Source organism: Pseudomonas sp. CCC4.1, from assembly GCF_035019225.1.
In the GTDB taxonomy this organism is placed as follows: domain Bacteria; phylum Pseudomonadota; class Gammaproteobacteria; order Pseudomonadales; family Pseudomonadaceae; genus Aquipseudomonas; species Aquipseudomonas bubulae.
In genome coordinates this window covers 76824-92897 of sequence record NZ_JASJWL010000001.1, presented here as the reverse complement: position 1 = coordinate 92897, position 16074 = coordinate 76824, and the positions used below count along the sequence as shown (strand labels likewise).

The 16074-nt window shown below is 58.4% G+C and carries 13 protein-coding genes; 3 read left to right on the top strand and 10 right to left on the bottom strand.

The features are described 5' to 3' along the window. The first annotated feature begins 246 nt into the window (after positions 1 to 246). Positions 247 to 2418 (top strand): Hsp70 family protein, encoded by a 2172-nt coding sequence (locus QN377_RS00390; RefSeq protein WP_095019159.1) that lies wholly within the window; start codon positions 247 to 249, stop codon positions 2416 to 2418. Positions 2419 to 2598: 180 nt separating this feature from the next. Here the strand turns inward: QN377_RS00390 and QN377_RS00385 are convergent, their stop codons facing one another. The 10 genes from QN377_RS00385 to QN377_RS00340 form a co-directional block, all read right to left on the bottom strand. Beyond that, a complete protein-coding gene (locus QN377_RS00385) occupies positions 2599 to 2964 on the bottom strand; it encodes a type II toxin-antitoxin system RelE/ParE family toxin (protein WP_095019160.1) in 366 nt (121 codons plus the stop codon). Positions 2965 to 2981: 17 nt separating this feature from the next. Then, positions 2982 to 3230: a prevent-host-death protein gene (locus QN377_RS00380; RefSeq protein WP_095019161.1), complete on the bottom strand. Its 249-nt coding sequence runs from the start codon at positions 3228 to 3230 to the stop codon at positions 2982 to 2984. A 281-nt stretch (positions 3231 to 3511) separates the two neighbouring features. After that, positions 3512 to 3877: a hypothetical protein gene (locus QN377_RS00375; RefSeq protein ID WP_095019162.1), complete on the bottom strand. Its 366-nt coding sequence runs from the start codon at positions 3875 to 3877 to the stop codon at positions 3512 to 3514. A gap of 121 nt (positions 3878 to 3998) precedes the next feature. Further along, positions 3999 to 4610, bottom strand: coding sequence for a dTMP kinase (locus QN377_RS00370; RefSeq protein WP_095019163.1), 612 nt, complete (start codon positions 4608 to 4610; stop codon positions 3999 to 4001). Between the two features lie 119 nt (positions 4611 to 4729). Then, positions 4730 to 5920 carry an MFS transporter gene (locus QN377_RS00365; protein ID WP_095019164.1) on the bottom strand — a complete coding sequence of 397 codons (1191 nt, stop codon included), beginning with the start codon at positions 5918 to 5920 and terminating at the stop codon, positions 4730 to 4732. 23 nt (positions 5921 to 5943) lie between these two features. Then, on the bottom strand, positions 5944 to 6981 hold the full coding sequence (locus QN377_RS00360; RefSeq protein WP_322212890.1) for a Rieske 2Fe-2S domain-containing protein: 1038 nt from the start codon (positions 6979 to 6981) through the stop codon (positions 5944 to 5946). Positions 6982 to 7082: 101 nt separating this feature from the next. Continuing rightward, complete coding sequence (locus tag QN377_RS00355; protein WP_218723473.1) at positions 7083 to 8324, bottom strand: LuxR C-terminal-related transcriptional regulator; 1242 nt, start codon at positions 8322 to 8324, stop codon at positions 7083 to 7085. 136 nt (positions 8325 to 8460) lie between these two features. Then, positions 8461 to 10323 carry a long-chain-acyl-CoA synthetase gene (locus QN377_RS00350; RefSeq protein WP_322212891.1) on the bottom strand — a complete coding sequence of 621 codons (1863 nt, stop codon included), beginning with the start codon at positions 10321 to 10323 and terminating at the stop codon, positions 8461 to 8463. Positions 10324 to 10355: 32 nt separating this feature from the next. Further along, a complete protein-coding gene (locus tag QN377_RS00345) occupies positions 10356 to 11525 on the bottom strand; it encodes an acyl-CoA dehydrogenase family protein (protein WP_095019168.1) in 1170 nt (389 codons plus the stop codon). A gap of 112 nt (positions 11526 to 11637) precedes the next feature. Then, positions 11638 to 13074: a coniferyl aldehyde dehydrogenase gene (locus QN377_RS00340; RefSeq protein ID WP_095019932.1), complete on the bottom strand. Its 1437-nt coding sequence runs from the start codon at positions 13072 to 13074 to the stop codon at positions 11638 to 11640. A gap of 241 nt (positions 13075 to 13315) precedes the next feature. On the opposite strand from QN377_RS00340, the gene QN377_RS00335 reads away from it, so the two are divergent. Both QN377_RS00335 and QN377_RS00330 read left to right on the top strand, forming a co-directional pair. Beyond that, the gene (locus tag QN377_RS00335) at positions 13316 to 14863 is read left to right on the top strand and encodes an efflux transporter outer membrane subunit (RefSeq protein WP_095019170.1); all 1548 of its coding nucleotides are present in this window, start codon (positions 13316 to 13318) and stop codon (positions 14861 to 14863) included. A gap of 89 nt (positions 14864 to 14952) precedes the next feature. After that, complete coding sequence (locus QN377_RS00330) at positions 14953 to 16065, top strand: efflux RND transporter periplasmic adaptor subunit (RefSeq protein ID WP_176464307.1); 1113 nt, start codon at positions 14953 to 14955, stop codon at positions 16063 to 16065. The last annotated feature ends 9 nt before the right edge of the window (positions 16066 to 16074 follow it).

Below are 16074 nucleotides of genomic sequence, written 5' to 3'. Positions count from 1 at the left end.
CGCCTTTGCACAATTCCTAAGATAGATTTCGGACTAAGGGCCGCAGGTGTGTTCGCACGAAAGCGTTGTGTGCAGTCTCTGGTCATGATGACTATCCCCATGGCCTTGGCCCATATTCATACCGAAGCCTAAACGCTGCAAAAGCTTTGTCCTCGCTTCCTATGTTCAAGAAATCCGTCGTGCCGCCGACAACCTTTACCAACGCTGCATGGAGGCCATGCTGTGTCATACAAGGAGCATTACCCCATGCGACTCGGCGTCGATTTTGGTACCAGTTTTTGCAGCGCAGCGGTTTCCATCAACGGCACTATCGAGCACATCCGGTTTGGGCAGAGCTTGCAGTTTCGCACAGCAGTGTTCTTCCCGGACCGCCACGTGCCGGATTCGGACTTCGTCCTTACCGCAGAACACATTCGCAAAATCGACAACTCCGTAGCATTGGCGCGCAGCCTTTACAGCGAAGAATACGCGTTATATAGAGCCCGACTTTCAGAGATCGAAAGATCCCGAAAAGGACTCTTCAGTCAAACTGCCGAACAACTGGCGCAACGCCGGAAGTTGCTGACAAAGCCCAAGCAACACACAGACGATGAAGTCCGTCAGCGCACCTATGTCAATATCAAACGTGACTGGCGCGCCCAGCAAGACATCGCCACTTCGCAAGAACGCTTAAGCCTGCGCAAAGCCAACGGTCTATTCGGCGAGGAAGCGATCGACGCACTTTACAGTCAGGAACCAGGCAGAGTTGTTCAATCGCCAAAGTCGATGCTCGGGTTCAAGCTCGATCCTGAATCGGAAGATGTGGTCATTGGGTCGGTTACTGGAATCCTCAAGCATATTCGTTCGACTGCTAGCCGCCAGTTGGGACTTGAGATTACCGATGTGACCCTGGGACATCCTGTCCAGTTTCGTGGTGGGGCCGAGCAAAGTTCGGAGTACGCGCGGCAGGCTTTGAAGACCGCCGCGTTGAATGCGGGATTCACTGACATTCAATTCCTGGATGAGCCTTGCGCGGTTGCATATGGATACCGCTCTACAGAACCAGCACACGATGTGCTGATCATCGACATCGGGGGGGGTACCACTGATTTGGCCTATGCCAGAGTCGGTAGCGGGGTTCACGCACCAGTTATCCATCAGGCATGGGGTTGGGGTAAAGGCGGAACAGATATCGACCGAGCCTTGTCGATGTACGCGGCCATGCCCTTATTTGGCTGGCTGGATAATCCGGTCTTGCCTAAGCATGTGTATCGCAACGCTGCCAATGTCAGCGACTTGGGTGAACAAAGGAAGTTCATCAGGCACCCGTTGACCACGGTGGGGACGCCATTTCTTTCGCGGTTGAAAACACTGCAACAACCCGGCGTGACCGTAAAGGTCAATCATGATGTAGAGCAATTGAAAATTGCCCTTAGCGAAGTTGCCTTAACCGCGCAACCCCTGAGTTACATCGAATCTGGCTTGTTGATGGAGGCCTCACGTGAAGGCCTTGTAGTATGCACGGAACGCATGACGGATAGCTTGCGCGACTTCCTGGTGGAGGTCCGCAAACAACTTCCTGAGCAGTCACCTCGTATCTTGATGGCTGGTGGCACTTCGCGCGCACCGTATATCGTGCAGTGCGTGCGCGATGTATTCCCTGACTCTCAGATCACTCCTGGTGATGCCTCGTACGAGGTTGTAATCGGCTTGGCGCGGGCCGCTGAAGCCAGCCAGCCTTCTTGCCCAAAACCTAAGCCCAAAAACGAAGCAGCCATCGCAGCCGAGCGTAAGCACTTCATGGCCGGCATGGTCATTGCCGATCGAGTTGCGAAAACGTATGAGGCATCAGTAACTGCCTTTGAAGCGATGTACGCCGTTCAAAGACTACTGCTAAAAGGGACTACACCTGGACAATACCTGAAAGTGCTTAGTGCGCAGGTTTCTGAGGCAAAGTGGTTGAATGTGCAAGCAGGATGGCTGTGTCAGCATGCACAGTTCAGCGAGGAAGACTTTCTCAATGCGCTCATTCGCCGCGATCAAGGAGGTAAGCGGTTCAAGAACTATGCCCAGATCCCGTTTTTTCTACAAGAAGATGGCGATAATGATGAAGTCGATGAGGATTCGGACGAAGGCTTTCATATCTTCTGTGAGTTGCTTCGTGCAGAGTGCCGAGAGGCCTATGAGCAGATTAGGGAGCTTAGGGAAATCATGGATGATGAGCCAACTGGAGATGACATTTTCGACGCCATCGACTCATGGGCTGAAATGTCTGATGAAGACATCCAGTTGCGCAAAGAAGGGCAGGCACTGGCTAATAATCTCCGTGGAGGCTGGGAGGCATGTCGTAAAAAAGGGTTGGCATTACTCTGCATGGCGAACCAATGGGGAGACAACGACCCTGATTGGGATCTGGCGATGCACATAATGGAGAGCTAGTGAATACTTCCCCTGCTCATCTGGTTGCTTCACCAGGATTTCTCAACGTGATCCCGTTTCACATGAGTTCGGTTTTACATTCATTTCTGGACGGTGTTTAAACTTTGGGTAGGAGTACGGATTATGTCGATAGATTTGTGCTGCGACCTGCAGTGATCATCATCTTTTTATATGGGTTGGTTACTCGGTGCGCAGTGGTAGCAGCAGACAGTTACGGATGAGCGCATCTTCGACACTCTGTTTCTCACCCAGTACCAAGTGAACGACAACAAGAAGTTCGCCTTCTATGATTTCGTAGAAAACCCGCAATCTATCGGTGTTAAGTTCATGGTAATGGAGAACGCCTAACTCGCTGGCTTGCGGACTGACTTTATAACCCTTCGGATTGCTTGCAAGCTTTTGCTCTACCCCGTCAAGCGAACAAATCATGCGTTTAAAAGCAGACTCTACCCCTTGATGGATAGCCAGATGTTCTATCTGGTCTTCAACACTTAGTTCAGCTGTGTGAGTGTAGATCACAGAGTAGCGGTCTGATAGCAGCGTCATGTACGGTTCTCATATTGTTATGTGTCAGCAAACCTCCTGCTCAAGCGTGCTTTTAGTTCATCAGTAGAACAGTGCTTGCCTTGGGCATGATCGCGGGAACTGATGGCGAGTAGTTTCACCAGCGCAATTGCTTCATCGCGGCGTTTACGCTCAGCGTAAGACTCCACTACGTAGGCTGGAATACCGTTTTGAGTGACAACCATTGGCTCATCAAGAGGCAGATCAGATGCGTATTTTTTTAAAAAACTGACTGTTTCGACTCGCATTTGCGAAATCTCCTTGCGCGTCCCATTTTTGGGGCAGCAAAAGCTCTGTTTCCGGGCCAGACCCCCTCCCGCGGCTGAAAATTGCCTTACCGTACGCTCATTCTATCTTGGGGGTGGTCTATAGCAAGTCTTTTTGTGGGCCTGTTGTCGAGATATAGTCCCATTTACGGCTGGCTAGAACACCAAAAACAGCCGATCCGTCATCCAGGGGACTGGATTATGAAGCTGCCCAGGCCCACAGTAGAGCTGCAGGAGTTGGGCTGCTCAAAGATTTAGATGGGTTACAACCCTAGGTCTTCGGTGAACAACTCGCCACGAAGTTGTAAGTCCAGATTACAGCCCGGGATAGACTTAGCTGCCCTGTAGACATCCTGATTATCGCTTCCCGACAGGTACATGTTTGCCAGCGTAAAGGTAGCATCTGCCTTCAGAAGCTTAGCCAGCCTTCTCAGTTCGTAATCGTGGGCAGATTCAATACCGTACCGCAGTGGAATCAATTTCTCGCGAATGGCTTTCCCGTTCAACGCGCTGCCCAGGCAGGCTTGCTCGAATTCATCGCCGAACTGGAGCGTTGCGTGGAGCGAACAGCGTTCTATCTCAGGCGAATCCAGCCAGCTTTCGATGAGGTTGGCAATCGTACTGTTCATGGCGCAGTTCATCTTTCAAATGTGCGGCCCGTAATTCTACCGTACAAAAGGAGCCAGTCCATCTGCACGCAACGGCTATCTAAACCCTGTCTACACCGGTGCCGAAAACTTCCTCTAAGGGCTATCGAAGCACTCTATGGATCTGCGAAATCACCTGCATCGTTGCGTCTTCGATGGTTCCTTCATTACGGCATAAAACCCAGCCGTGATCTGCAATCGCCCGCTCGAACGCCTGGGTACAGGCAACATGTTCTTCCAGCTTATGGATCACCGTACTGTTCAGCCCTCGCGAGCGGGCCGCTGCCCTCGCCCATGAAATATCAGGGTCGGTGACAACCCCGACATGCAGGTCCGGGACTTGCACGTTTCGATCAATGTTCAACTGCAGAATCTCTGCAAACGGGATTATCCGGCGAAATGCGGCATCAGAGGGGTACCAGCGATCAATCAGGATGATGCTGTCGGGTGGCTGCTTAGCCAATACGTGCCGGGATATCCAGGTACGGCTGTCAGCAAGGCGTTCACAAACCCGCAACTCTAATTCCCGGCCGGGATTTCTGACGAGTTTGTTGACGAGGGCCATTGTTTCACCTCGATAGGGATCGCTTTTTTTCTCGCAAAGCCGGATCACCTTTTTGTTGTCTGCCCTCAGAGCTTTGGTGACGGCCTCCAGCAGTGTGGTTTTTCCAGCGCCCTTGGGCCCATCCAGAGAAACAAACAGCGCACGGTTCATTCTTCACTTAACAATTGATTCATTGATGAGCACTCTAACCTGAATAGGTACCAACGGGCCTGAAAATTACAGGCTTACAGCCGCTGCAGCCAAAGCCGCCAACCAGCAATCATCGCGTTTCACACCGCCACCACCACCCGCTCGACCGCAACACCCTCCCCATCCAAGCGTCGGGCCAGCAAACAGGTGAACGCCAGTACCGGAATCACGGCACAGGCAGCGGCTATCCACAACAGCATCGTGTAACCCTGACCCACCAGTTGCCCGGCCAGTGCCGGCCCGGCCATGGAGCTCAAGGCAAACGCGCCGGGGATCAGCATGATCGAGCGGCCACTGCGGTCCAGCCGTGCAATTGCTGCTGTCTGATAAACGCAGCCCCAGGTGAAACCTACTTCCCAGATCCATGCGCCCGCGGCATACATCACAAAGCCTTCGGCATTGCCCAGCAACAACAGCCCGGTGCCCAGCACCAGCATGACGATGAGATGCGGCACGCGTACGCCCAGGCGGTCACCGACCGCGGCCAGAGTTAGTGCTGCGGCCCCTCCCAGCAGTTTCAATACGGCAAAAACGATACCCAGTTCGCCCGGTTGCAGTGCCAGGCCATGGCCCAGTCGCTCCAGGAAAGCCCACAGGCCGATTTGCCCGGCGCCGAACAGGAAGAAAAACCCCAGCGCGGCATAAGCCGCTGGCGGTAATTGAAAACGTGACAACACCGAACCATCCCGCGGTGGTATGTCTCTTCCGATAAAGTCCTCGCGCCTGGGCAATGCCAGGGCACTGAGGCTCAGCAGCAGGATGATCGCTGCGAGCATTACTACGGCACCGGTGTAGTGGAAATACGCGATGACCAGCGAAGGCAGCGCGAATAACACGGCTGCCACCAACCCCAATTCAATGCCCAGGCGCAAGCCCAGGGCGCGCTCTTTGTTGGCCATTTCGCCCATGATACGCATGCCCAGGCAGGTCATGAGTGCGGCAAAAAAGCCAATCAGCGCCCACAACGGCAACTGCGCCGTGGCGGGCAGCCATGACGTCATCCAGTACGCTGCAGCCGCGCCAGTGGCGCAGCCCAGCGTCAGCCAGCGCCAGTTCAAACGGTCGATCAGCACGACGGCCATCAGGGTGCCCAGCAGGTAGCCGGCAAAACAAACGGCACCCAGCAGGCCGACCCGTTCGACACTGAAGCCCAGGCTGTCAACCATCGAGCCAAGCAGGATCGGCAAGGTATTGAACGGCAAGCCGCCAATGGTCGAGGCGAAGCTGGCGGCCAGCATGATCGCCATTGTCTTGCGGCCACTCATGTTCATTGCGCGTTCCTGCCCGGAGTTGATCAGTGATGGTCGACGGTGATGATTTCACTGCGCCCGGCAGTCGATGCCGGCACGCTGTCTTCGTCCATAAAGAACTGGGCGTACCAGTCGCGCAGTTGATAGACCGGACCATCACCTTCAGCCAGCACCGGTTTGTCGACCCGGATCTTGTGTTGCCAGATCACCACGTCCTGATAGAACGCATCGCGATTACGCAGCACATAATCCTGGGCCAGCGCCCTGCTCTGCTCTTCGCTCCAGCCCGGGATCTTTTTCACCATGCAACCAAAACGCAGCTCGAAACTGTTGGCGTCGATCGGGACGTGGCAGTTGAGCAGGATCGAGTGAATTTCCATGCCCTCGAACACTGCGCGCATGCGGGTAAAATGCGTCGCCGGGCCGTAATAGGCAGACTCGGCAACCAGGTCCCCGCCCAGCCGGTCCGAGTCGCCGTGGAAAATCTGCTGGGCAATATGGCCTTCGAAAATATTCGCGAAGTACTTGGTCGGCGTGCCATGCACCGGGCCGAAGTGCTGGGCGTCCGCGAGGTTGTCGACCAGTTCCCGGGGGTTGGTCTCAATGACCAGTTTGTCCATGTGCCAGTCATGCAGCCATTCATCGCTGTCCTTCTCCGGCAAATGCGGGATCACCACATTGTCTGCCGGGGCCTTGCCCTCAGGGTTGTTCCACACGAACAGCAGGTTGTTTTCTTCACAGGTCAACCAGCGGCGGGTTTTGGCCTTGGGCGGGATGCGCTTGCAATATGGAATCTCGACGCACTTGCCACTGGCGTCGTATTGCCAATGGTGAAAGGGGCACACAACCCGGTCGTTTTCCAGGGTGCCTTGTGACAGGTCGGCGCCCATGTGCGGGCAATGGGCATCGATCACGCTGATCTCGCCACTGGCCGTGGCAAACGCCAGCAAGCGTGTGCCGAAAATATTCAGTGTATGGAGCTGGCCATCACGGTAGTCGGCCGCATCACCCAGGCAATGCCAGCCCCGGCCAAAGCGAGGTGCCAGAATACTGTCAACGTTGATTGCTGCGAGTTTGGTCATTGTTATTGTCCTCGTGTGAAAATCCCCGGTCCTATGCCCGCTGGATTTTCACCGAACCCGCTGCCGTCCTCATCCTCCGCATGGACTAACAATGCCTGCTTTCAGGCACTGTTTTGCGTCAATCCGGTTTTTTTTCTGCTGGCCTTGGCGCCGGGCAATAACGCCAGCCCTGGCTTACCCAGGGCAACCACACTGTTGAGGATGATGCGCACCAGTTCAGTCTGGCGGCGCACACCGGTCTTCGAGAAAATCGAGCGCAGGTGTGCCCTTGCAGTATTACGACGCACATTCAACGCCTCGGCAGCTTCTTCCAGGGACAGGCCATTGGCCAGTTCCATCGCCAGGGCGGTTTCAGCCCGGGTCAGGTTGAACAGCTGCTTGGTCAGGGTTTCGCTGGCCATGGACCGTCCTGCAGCGTCGCGGATGTATACCACCACCCCTGGGGTGCCTTTGCCCTCGGCCCAGTCCTGAGTCGCAATGGCCTCGACCACCACCCCCAGGTTGATCTGCCCCGAGGGCCTGGAGACTGACATGGCTTCAGCCTGCGTGCCTTCCTGCACATTGCCGGTGTCACGGTTAAAGGCGTTGCGGACCAGGCGCTGCAGTTCGCGATTGTCGCTGGGGTAAGTCGCCTCAAGGTGTCCGCCAACCAGTTTGAGGCCGTCTGCCTGCTCCAGCAGTTCGCTGGCCATCGGGTTCAGGCTCAGGACCTTGCCCTGTTGATCCAGCACAATGGTGGCCACCGACAGGCGACTGATCGCCTGCGAGTACAGCTCGGTCATCGACTCGCTGCGGTCGATCAGGTTGTGCACATGCATGGCACGGCGCAAATGCGGTATGAACATGCCACACAGGCTGCGTTCACTGGCACTGAAGTTGGGCGCGGATTTTGGCCGGGTAATGCGAAAGCGCAGCTTGCCGCCATCAGGCGTGGAAATATCGGCAGCCATGATGTGGTAGGTGTCGTGCACGGTGCCATAGGTCTTGAAGTAAGCCGAGCGGGTCCACTGTTCCTCACTCATCAGGTCGTCGACAGTGAACACCCGGTCCATTGGCGGGTTGTTGAATGGCGTGAGCGCTTGTGGATAGGCCCAGTAACTCACCTCGCCTTCGCGGTCAATGTCACCCACTACGATCATCAGGCCCAGGTCAGGTTGCTCGGGGACGCGCAAGATCAGGATGACATAGTTGGCCTGGTACAGATTGCGCACATGGCGCAGGGTCTTGGCCATCAGCCTGGGCTCCAGCGAGCCGTCGTAAAACTCGCCGATAAGGCTGTCATACTCGGTCAGGTTCAAGCCCATGTCTGCCAGGGTCTGAACACTCAAGCCGCTATTATCCATCGCCCTCTCCTCACGGGACACCGCCTGGGCCCTGCCCGTTGTTATTGTTATGTCGTGCCTGACTGAGGTTTACCGACAGTCGCTGTAAACGGTATGCGGGGCATCGTGCAGAAGACCTGCCCCGCAGGCCGACCGGTCACTGGCTGGTATCCCCGACAAAAGCGGCCAGGCCAATGCGCTCCAGCACCTGTGCGCTGTACGGCACATAGCTGCGGCTGCTGTCATCACGGATAAACAGCGGGTCGCTGAATGCTGCAGGGGCATAGCCCTGACGTTGCAGGTCGACCTTGCGCAACTTGAAGGTACTGGTCAGGTCAGCCGCTGCCGATACCCGGACGAACACCGGGGCGGCGTAACGCGGCAAGCGCGTTTCGGTCAATGCATAGAACGCCTGCGGGTCGAAGCGGCGGCCCGGCTGCATCAACACCGCCGCCATACCGGCGCGCCCCTCCTGCCCGGGTACTTGCACGCCATAAATGTTGATCAGCTCAAGGCCTTCGAAGTCGCCCAGCGCAGCCGCCACCTCAAGGGTGGAAACGTTTTCACTTTTCCAGCGGAAAGTGTCGCCAATGCGGTCGATAAAATACAGGTAGCCGTCCTTGTCAAAACGCAGCAGGTCACCTGAACTCCAGTAGGCATCGCCCTGGCTGAACACATTGCGACGAATCTTGCTGGCAGTCGCCTCGGCTGAGGTATAACCCTCGAAACGCCCGCCGCCGATGTCGGGATGGTTGATGATAAAACCCAGGGCCTCTCCCACCTCGCCCGCCTCGCACAGCTGGTAGAAGCCATTTTCGTCCCGTGGGTGGCTGTCGGTTTCAACGTCATAGCGCACCAGGCGCAAGTTGCTCTTTTCCCAGTACGGCACACGGCCGCAAGCCCCCAGATAATTGTCGACATTGACCACATTGGTGTTGGACTCGGTGGAGCCCCAGCCTTCAAACACGTGGATCGGCCCGAAACGGCGCAGCCAGTTCTGCCAGCTTTCGCGGGTCAACCCGGCGCCGAGCATGCAGCGCAGACCGTGGTCACGTTCACCGGCCACCTCGGGCTGGTTGAGCAGATAGCGGCAGATTTCACCGATGTACTGGAACACGCTCACATGATGCTTGCGCACATCATTCCAGAACTCACGGACACTGAATTTGCGCCGTACCACAATGGCTGCACCGGTTTTCAGCGCGGTGGACGTCACGGACGTGGCGGCTGCACCGTGATACAGCGGCAAGCAGCAGTAAAACACGTCATGGGCAGTGGTTTGCAGGGTGATTTCCATGATGTCACCGGTCGACATCCAGCGCATATGGCTATAACGCGCCGCTTTCGGCAGGCCGGTGGTGCCCGAGGTAAAGATCAGCAGGCACGGGCTCTCGGCTCTCAGGTCGGCGCGCACATCACGAGGGAATGGCATGGCGGGGGCTGTGGCCAGTGCTTGAGCCAGTCCGGTATCGACCTGTGACGGCATGGCCCCGGTCCATGGCTGCTCGGCATCCGCTACCAGCCATAAGGGCAGCGGTGGCAAGCCTTGAGTGGCAAGCACATTGCCCAGCACCTCTTCGCCGACCAGCATGGCCTTGGCATCGATCGCCTGCAGCGCGTGCACCAGTGGCCGGCCGCTGACCTGGGTATTGACGAAACCCGCCACCACGCCGAGCTTGGCCAGGGCGAACCAGCAACAGAAAAACTCCGGGCGGTTCTCCATCGCCAGGGCGCAGACATCACCCGGACGCAGGCCGCGGGCATACAGGACATGGGCCAAACGGTCGGCGCGGGCATTGATCAGGGCGAAACTGAGACGCTGTTCGCCATAAATGATAAAGGGCCGTTCGCCGTGACGTTGCGCCTGCTCTTCGAGGCGATCGGCAAGGGTGTAGCGATCGGCCGGTTTGATCCGGGCACTGGCGGCGGCCCGCAAATCGAGAATTGCCTGCGTCTGCTCCCGTGGCACAACTGCGCGTTCGGCACTGGACAGCAGGGTTGCGTTGTTGAAATCGTTCATCCTTATCTCCGATATTGGGGCCACTGCGTAACTCAGCGTTGTGTGCGCGGCATGCCCAGGCCGAACTGGGCAATCAGCTCGCGCTGGATCTCATTGGTGCCACCGCCAAAGGTCAGGTTGACCGATGCCCGCACCTCATATTCCAGCTCGCCAAGCAGATAAGCCGCTGCCGAACCGGCCCGGGTCAGGCCACTGGCACCCAGGATGGCTGACAGCTTGCGCAGGATCTCGATCGCCGACTCCGAGCCGTAGACCTTGGTGGTCGAGGCCAGTGCGACGTCCACACGGTCGCGTTCAAGGTCGGCGGCAATCCGGAAATTGATCAGGCGCATCGCTTCAAGCCGGGCATAACACTCGGCCAGATCGCGCTTGACCCAGGCCACATCGGTGGCGCGGTGGCCCTGCTCATCGGCGCAACGTGCCCACAGATAGACGCGGTTGAACAGGCTGACCACTTTGTCGGACCAGGCCCCCAGGCCCAGGCGTTCGTGGTTGAGCTGAGCCGTAATCAGTTTCCAGCCGCCATGCAGCTCACCCACCAGCATGTTGCGTGGCACCCGCACATTGTCGTAATAGGTGGCCGCCGTAGGGTTGCCGGAGGTCGGGATCAGGGTGCTGGAAAACCCTTGGGCAAGGGTGTCGAGAATCAGGATCGAAATGCCCTTGTGACGCGCCTGCTCGGGGTCGGTACGGGCCGCCAGCCAGATGAAGTCGGCCGCATCGGCGCCCGAGGTCCAGAGCTTGCTGCCATTGACCACAAAACCGTCGGCATCTTCACGGGCGGTGGTTTTCAGTACCGCCAGATCGCTGCCAGCACTGGCTTCGGAGTAACCGATGGCGAAGTTGATGTCCCCGGCGGCGATCCCTGGCAGGAATTTATCCTTTTGCAACGCCGAGCCGTGGGCCATCAGCGCCGGGCCAACGGTACTGATGGTCACGAATGGCAGTGGCGCACCGGCGATATTGGCTTCTTCAAAGAAAATCAATTGCTCGGTAGGGCCATAACCCTGCCCGCCATAGGCCTTGGGCCAGCCTACCGCCAGCCAGCCATCGCGACCGATTTGCGCGATGGTGCGGCGAAACAGCTCGCCACCTTCGGTACCGCGCATCTGCTGGCGCAGCTCGGGAGTCATCAGGTTCTGGAAATAGTCCCGGACCTTGAGTCGCAATGCATGCTGTTCAGGGGTGAGATCGACAAACATGGGGACGCGCCTCCAGACTGTTAGAAAACGTGCTTGTGTGCGGCTCACTCTAAGGCTGTCTGCGCCCCGCCGCTTCGTCTGTATGGACGAACAAAACAACCGTCTGCCAGGATCAATCCCGAGTGATCTGCGCCAGCATTGCCGCCTCGAAATGCTCGCTATAAGGCGGCAGCAAGCCCCATTCGCCGCGCGGATCGTGGTCGGGTGCCTTAAGTACGGTGCGCAGGTGGCTGAATTCAAGGAACCCTTCACGGCCGTGGTAATGGCCCATGCCCGAGCCGCCGATACCGCCGAACGGAGCATCATGCAAGGCGGCATGCATCATCACGTCATTGAGGGTGACGCCACCGGACAGGGTGTGCTCCAGCACATGACGCTGTTCAAGGGCATCGTTGCCAAAGTAGTAGAGGGCCAGTGGCCGTGGCCGGTCATTGATATGCGCAATCACCTGGTCGACCTCGTCGTAGGGCAGCACGACCATGGCCGGGCCGAAGATCTCTTCGTGCATGATCAGGCTGTCTTGAGGCGGGTCGATAACCAGTTGCAACGGACGCCGACGGTTTTGCATATCGACCGCTTGCGCATAGGGCAGGCTTATCACCCGGGCACCGGCCTGACGGGCCTGGTCAACCAGATTTTCCACCCGGGCCAGATGTTGTGGGTTGACCACGGCAACTACATCCGGGTTGTCGCTTACCTCGGGGATGAACCCGCGGTAAGCGCCAGCAAAGGCATTGATAAACGCCTCAAGCTGCTCACGGGCAACGTAGACCAGGTCCGGGTTGATGCAGACCTGACCGCTGTTGGTGGTCTTGGACAGAGCAATGCGAAAGGCCGCCGTGGCGAGATCCGCGCTGCGGGCAACGATCACTGGCGATTTACCGCCCAGTTCCAGTGTCACCGGCACCAGATTTTGCGCTGCATTACCCATCACCGAGCGGGCCACGGCGGTACTGCCGGTAAACACCAGGTGATCAAAGGGTTGCGCAGTAAAAGCCTGGGCCAGGTCGGCGCCGCCGGTGACCACCCCCACTTCCAACGGGTCGAACAGTTCGGCAAACAGCCTGGCAACCAGCGCGGCAGTGCGCGGTACCACCTCCGAGGGCTTGAGGATCGCCCGGTTACCTGCCGCCAGCGCCGAAGCCAGCGGGCTGAGCAGTGTGTACAGCGGCGCGTTCCAGGTCCCCAGAATGCCCACGGTGCCCTTGGGCTGGTACATCACCCATGCCTGGGCACCGAGCTGGTCATAGGGGCTGAAGACCTGTCGCGGTTCATCCTGCATCCAGCTTTCGAGGTGGTCCCGGGCGTGCTTGAGCGAGCCCAGTGCCCCCAGCACATCGTTCATCAATGAGAACCCCCGGGGGCGACCGCCAAAGTCGGCATCCATCGCCTCGGCCAGCGCCAGGTGGTGGTCCACCAGTATGTCGATTACCCGCTGGATTCGCGCCCGGCGCTGCGCAGCGCTGACTGCGCCCTGAGCGTTGAACGCGGCTTTCTGCTCAAGCAACAGGGCTGCCAGACCATCAGCGCAAGAAATTGCACAACTCATTGATGCCTCCTCAACTGAACAAGGGCCCGCACAACACCCTGAGCGAAAGCTAGCCCGATCCTGCGTGCAAGCGCCTCGTCCAAGTGGACGAGTAAGTCAGAGTGGCCCCGTAACCTGTACACCCCGCCAAGGGCGAAGGTTTCCTCTGGTTGCGGTTGTCCCGCGCTTGGATTAACGTTCAGTCCAACTGCCAACGTGACTTGAATCCCGTCACTACCTGCCCTTTCAGGAGGGCTGTCGGATGCAACGGTGCTTGCCGCTGAGTCTGCTGTTCATTGCCCTCGCAGGTTGTACCCTGGGGCCTGACTTTGTTCGTCCCGAAGTCGCTGCGGATGCCGGTTACTCCACGCACAACCTTACGACCACCGCCCGGTCCGATATCGACGCTGGCGGCGCTGCGCAACGCCTGATTGCCGGCATGGATATACCCGGGCAATGGTGGACATTGTTCCGCTCGCCGGAATTGAACGCTCTGGTGGAAGAGGCCTTGCGCGCCAACCCGGATATCAGCGCCGCGCAAGCAGCATTGCGCCAGGCCAATGAGCAGGTGTATGTCGATCAGGCTTCCTTGTTTCCCGCCCTGAGCGGCAATTTGTCGAAAACCCGCCAGAAAGTCTCCGGGACCACATCCGGTACGGCGTCGTCGCCGATTCTCACGCTCAGCTCCGCGTCACTGAGCGTGTCCTATGCGCCGGATGTCTTCGGCGGTACGCGGCGGCAGATCGAGTCGTCCACGGCGCAAGCCGAGTACCAGCGTTTTCAGCTTGAGGCCACCTACCTCACGCTATCCACCAATGTGGTCAATACCGCCGTCAGCCTGGCGTCCCTGCGCGATCAGATTGCGGCGACCGGGCAAATCATCCAGCTACAGAGCGACCAGCTCGACCTGCTGCAGGCGCAGCGGCGCCTCGGTGCCATTGCCGATACCGATGTATTGACCCAGCAAACTGCCCTGGCGCAAACCCGCGCTACTCTGGCGCCCTTGCAAAAGCAGTTGGCGCAAACCCGGAACCAGTTGATGGCCTACCTGGGCAGGTTCCCCAATCAGGACAAGGGCGAGCGTTTCAACCTGGCGTCCCTGCATCTGCCGCAAGAATTGCCAGTGAGTCTGCCCTCGGCAATCGTCGAACAGCGTCCGGATGTGCGCTCCGCTCAGGCGCAACTGCATGAGGCCAGTGCCAATATTGGCGTGGCGGTGGCCAATCAGTTGCCACAGTTCAGCATTACCGGTTCATTGGGTTCCACGGTAGCCAGCGGCAGCACGCTGTTTTCCGCAGGCTCGGGTGTATGGAGCCTGGCCGGGGCAATTGCCCAACCGCTGTTCGATGCTGGTGCGCTTGAACACCGAAAACGGGCGGCGGTTGCGGCATATGACCAGTCGGCGGCGCAGTACCGCGGTACGGTGCTTGCCGCATTCCAGGATGTGGCCAACGCGCTCAGGGCGCTGGAGGCCGATGCCGAGGCGCTCAAGCAGCAAGTGGCTGCGGAGCAGTCCGCCCAGGCCAGCCTTGCCCTGGTGCAGGCGCAGTATCGCCTGGGAGCGGTGGCTTATATCAACTTGCTCACGGCGCAGCAAACCTACCAGAACACCGTGCTCACCCGGGTCCAGGCCCAGGCCGTGCGCTACAGCGATACCGCAGCGCTGTTCCAGGCTCTGGGCGGCGGCTGGTGGAACCGCAGCGACCCTGACCCCCAGGGCCGCCCTGACCGATTCGGCTTGCCGACCTGGCAAGAACTCATGCCGAGTCACAACAAGACCGCGCCCGCCAAACCCACGCGGCTCGACTGAATACCATTGAAACAGCGAGAACAACCATGGCTGACGTCAACAACGACTCACTCGCGCAACCCACTGCAAGGCGCAGGCTGTGGCGGCCGATGCTTATCATGATCGGGGTGGTGCTGGTGATTGTCACGATCATCGCCGGGGTCAAGTTCGCGCAGATCTCAGCCATGATTAACCAGGCAAAGCAGCCCTTGCCCGCCGCCGTCGTCACCGCCATGCAAGTACCGTTCGACGACTGGCAGCCGACGGTGACCGCCGTGGGCTCGATAAAAGCCGTGCGCGGGGTCGATGTGACCACCGAAGCGGGCGGCATTGTGCGCAGCATCGGTTTTACACCGGGCCAGGAAGTGGCAGCACAGGCGCTGCTGGTTCAATTGAATGCTGATTCGGACATCGCCCTGCTCCATTCGCTGGAAGCCACGGCGGACCTGGCCGCCATCGTCCTCAAGCGTGACCGCGCACAACTGGCGGTCAACGCCGTGTCCCAGGCGCAAGTGGACACCGACAACGCAGACCTCAAAGCCAAACTGGCCGCCGCAGAACAGCAGCGGGCGCTGGTGGCGCAAAAAACCATTCGTGCGCCCTTTGCCGGGCGTATAGGCATTACCGCTGTCAACCCCGGGCAATACCTCAACCCCGGTGACAAAATCGCCACGTTGCAAACCTTCGACCCCATCTATATCGACTTCAACGTGCCCCAGACCCAACTGGAAGCCATTGCCGTCGGCCAAAAAGTATCGGTGACCGCCGACGGCCTCTCCAACCAGACATTCACGGGGCGCGTCAGCACCATAGACACCCGCTTCGACCCGACCACGCGTAACGTCACGGTCGAAGCCAGCGTTGCCAACCCCGGGAAGAACCTGGTGCCCGGCATGTTTGCCCGCGCAGTTGTCGACTCGGGGGCGGTGCTGCGCTACCTGACCGTGCCACAGACAGCCGTCACCTATAACCCCTACGGCACCACCGTTTTTATCGCGCTGTCGAGCAAGAACGACAAGGGTGAAGACGTTCTCACGGCACAACAGACCTTTATCAAGACCGGACCGACCCGTGGCGATCAGGTCGCCATCCTGTCCGGTGTGAAGGAAGGCGACCTGTTGATCACCAGTGGTCAGATGAAACTCAAAAATGGCTCACCGGTGCAGATCGACAACAGTGCTGCGCCGCTCAACGATGCGGCGCCAACGCCTCAAGAACATTAAAGGTGACCC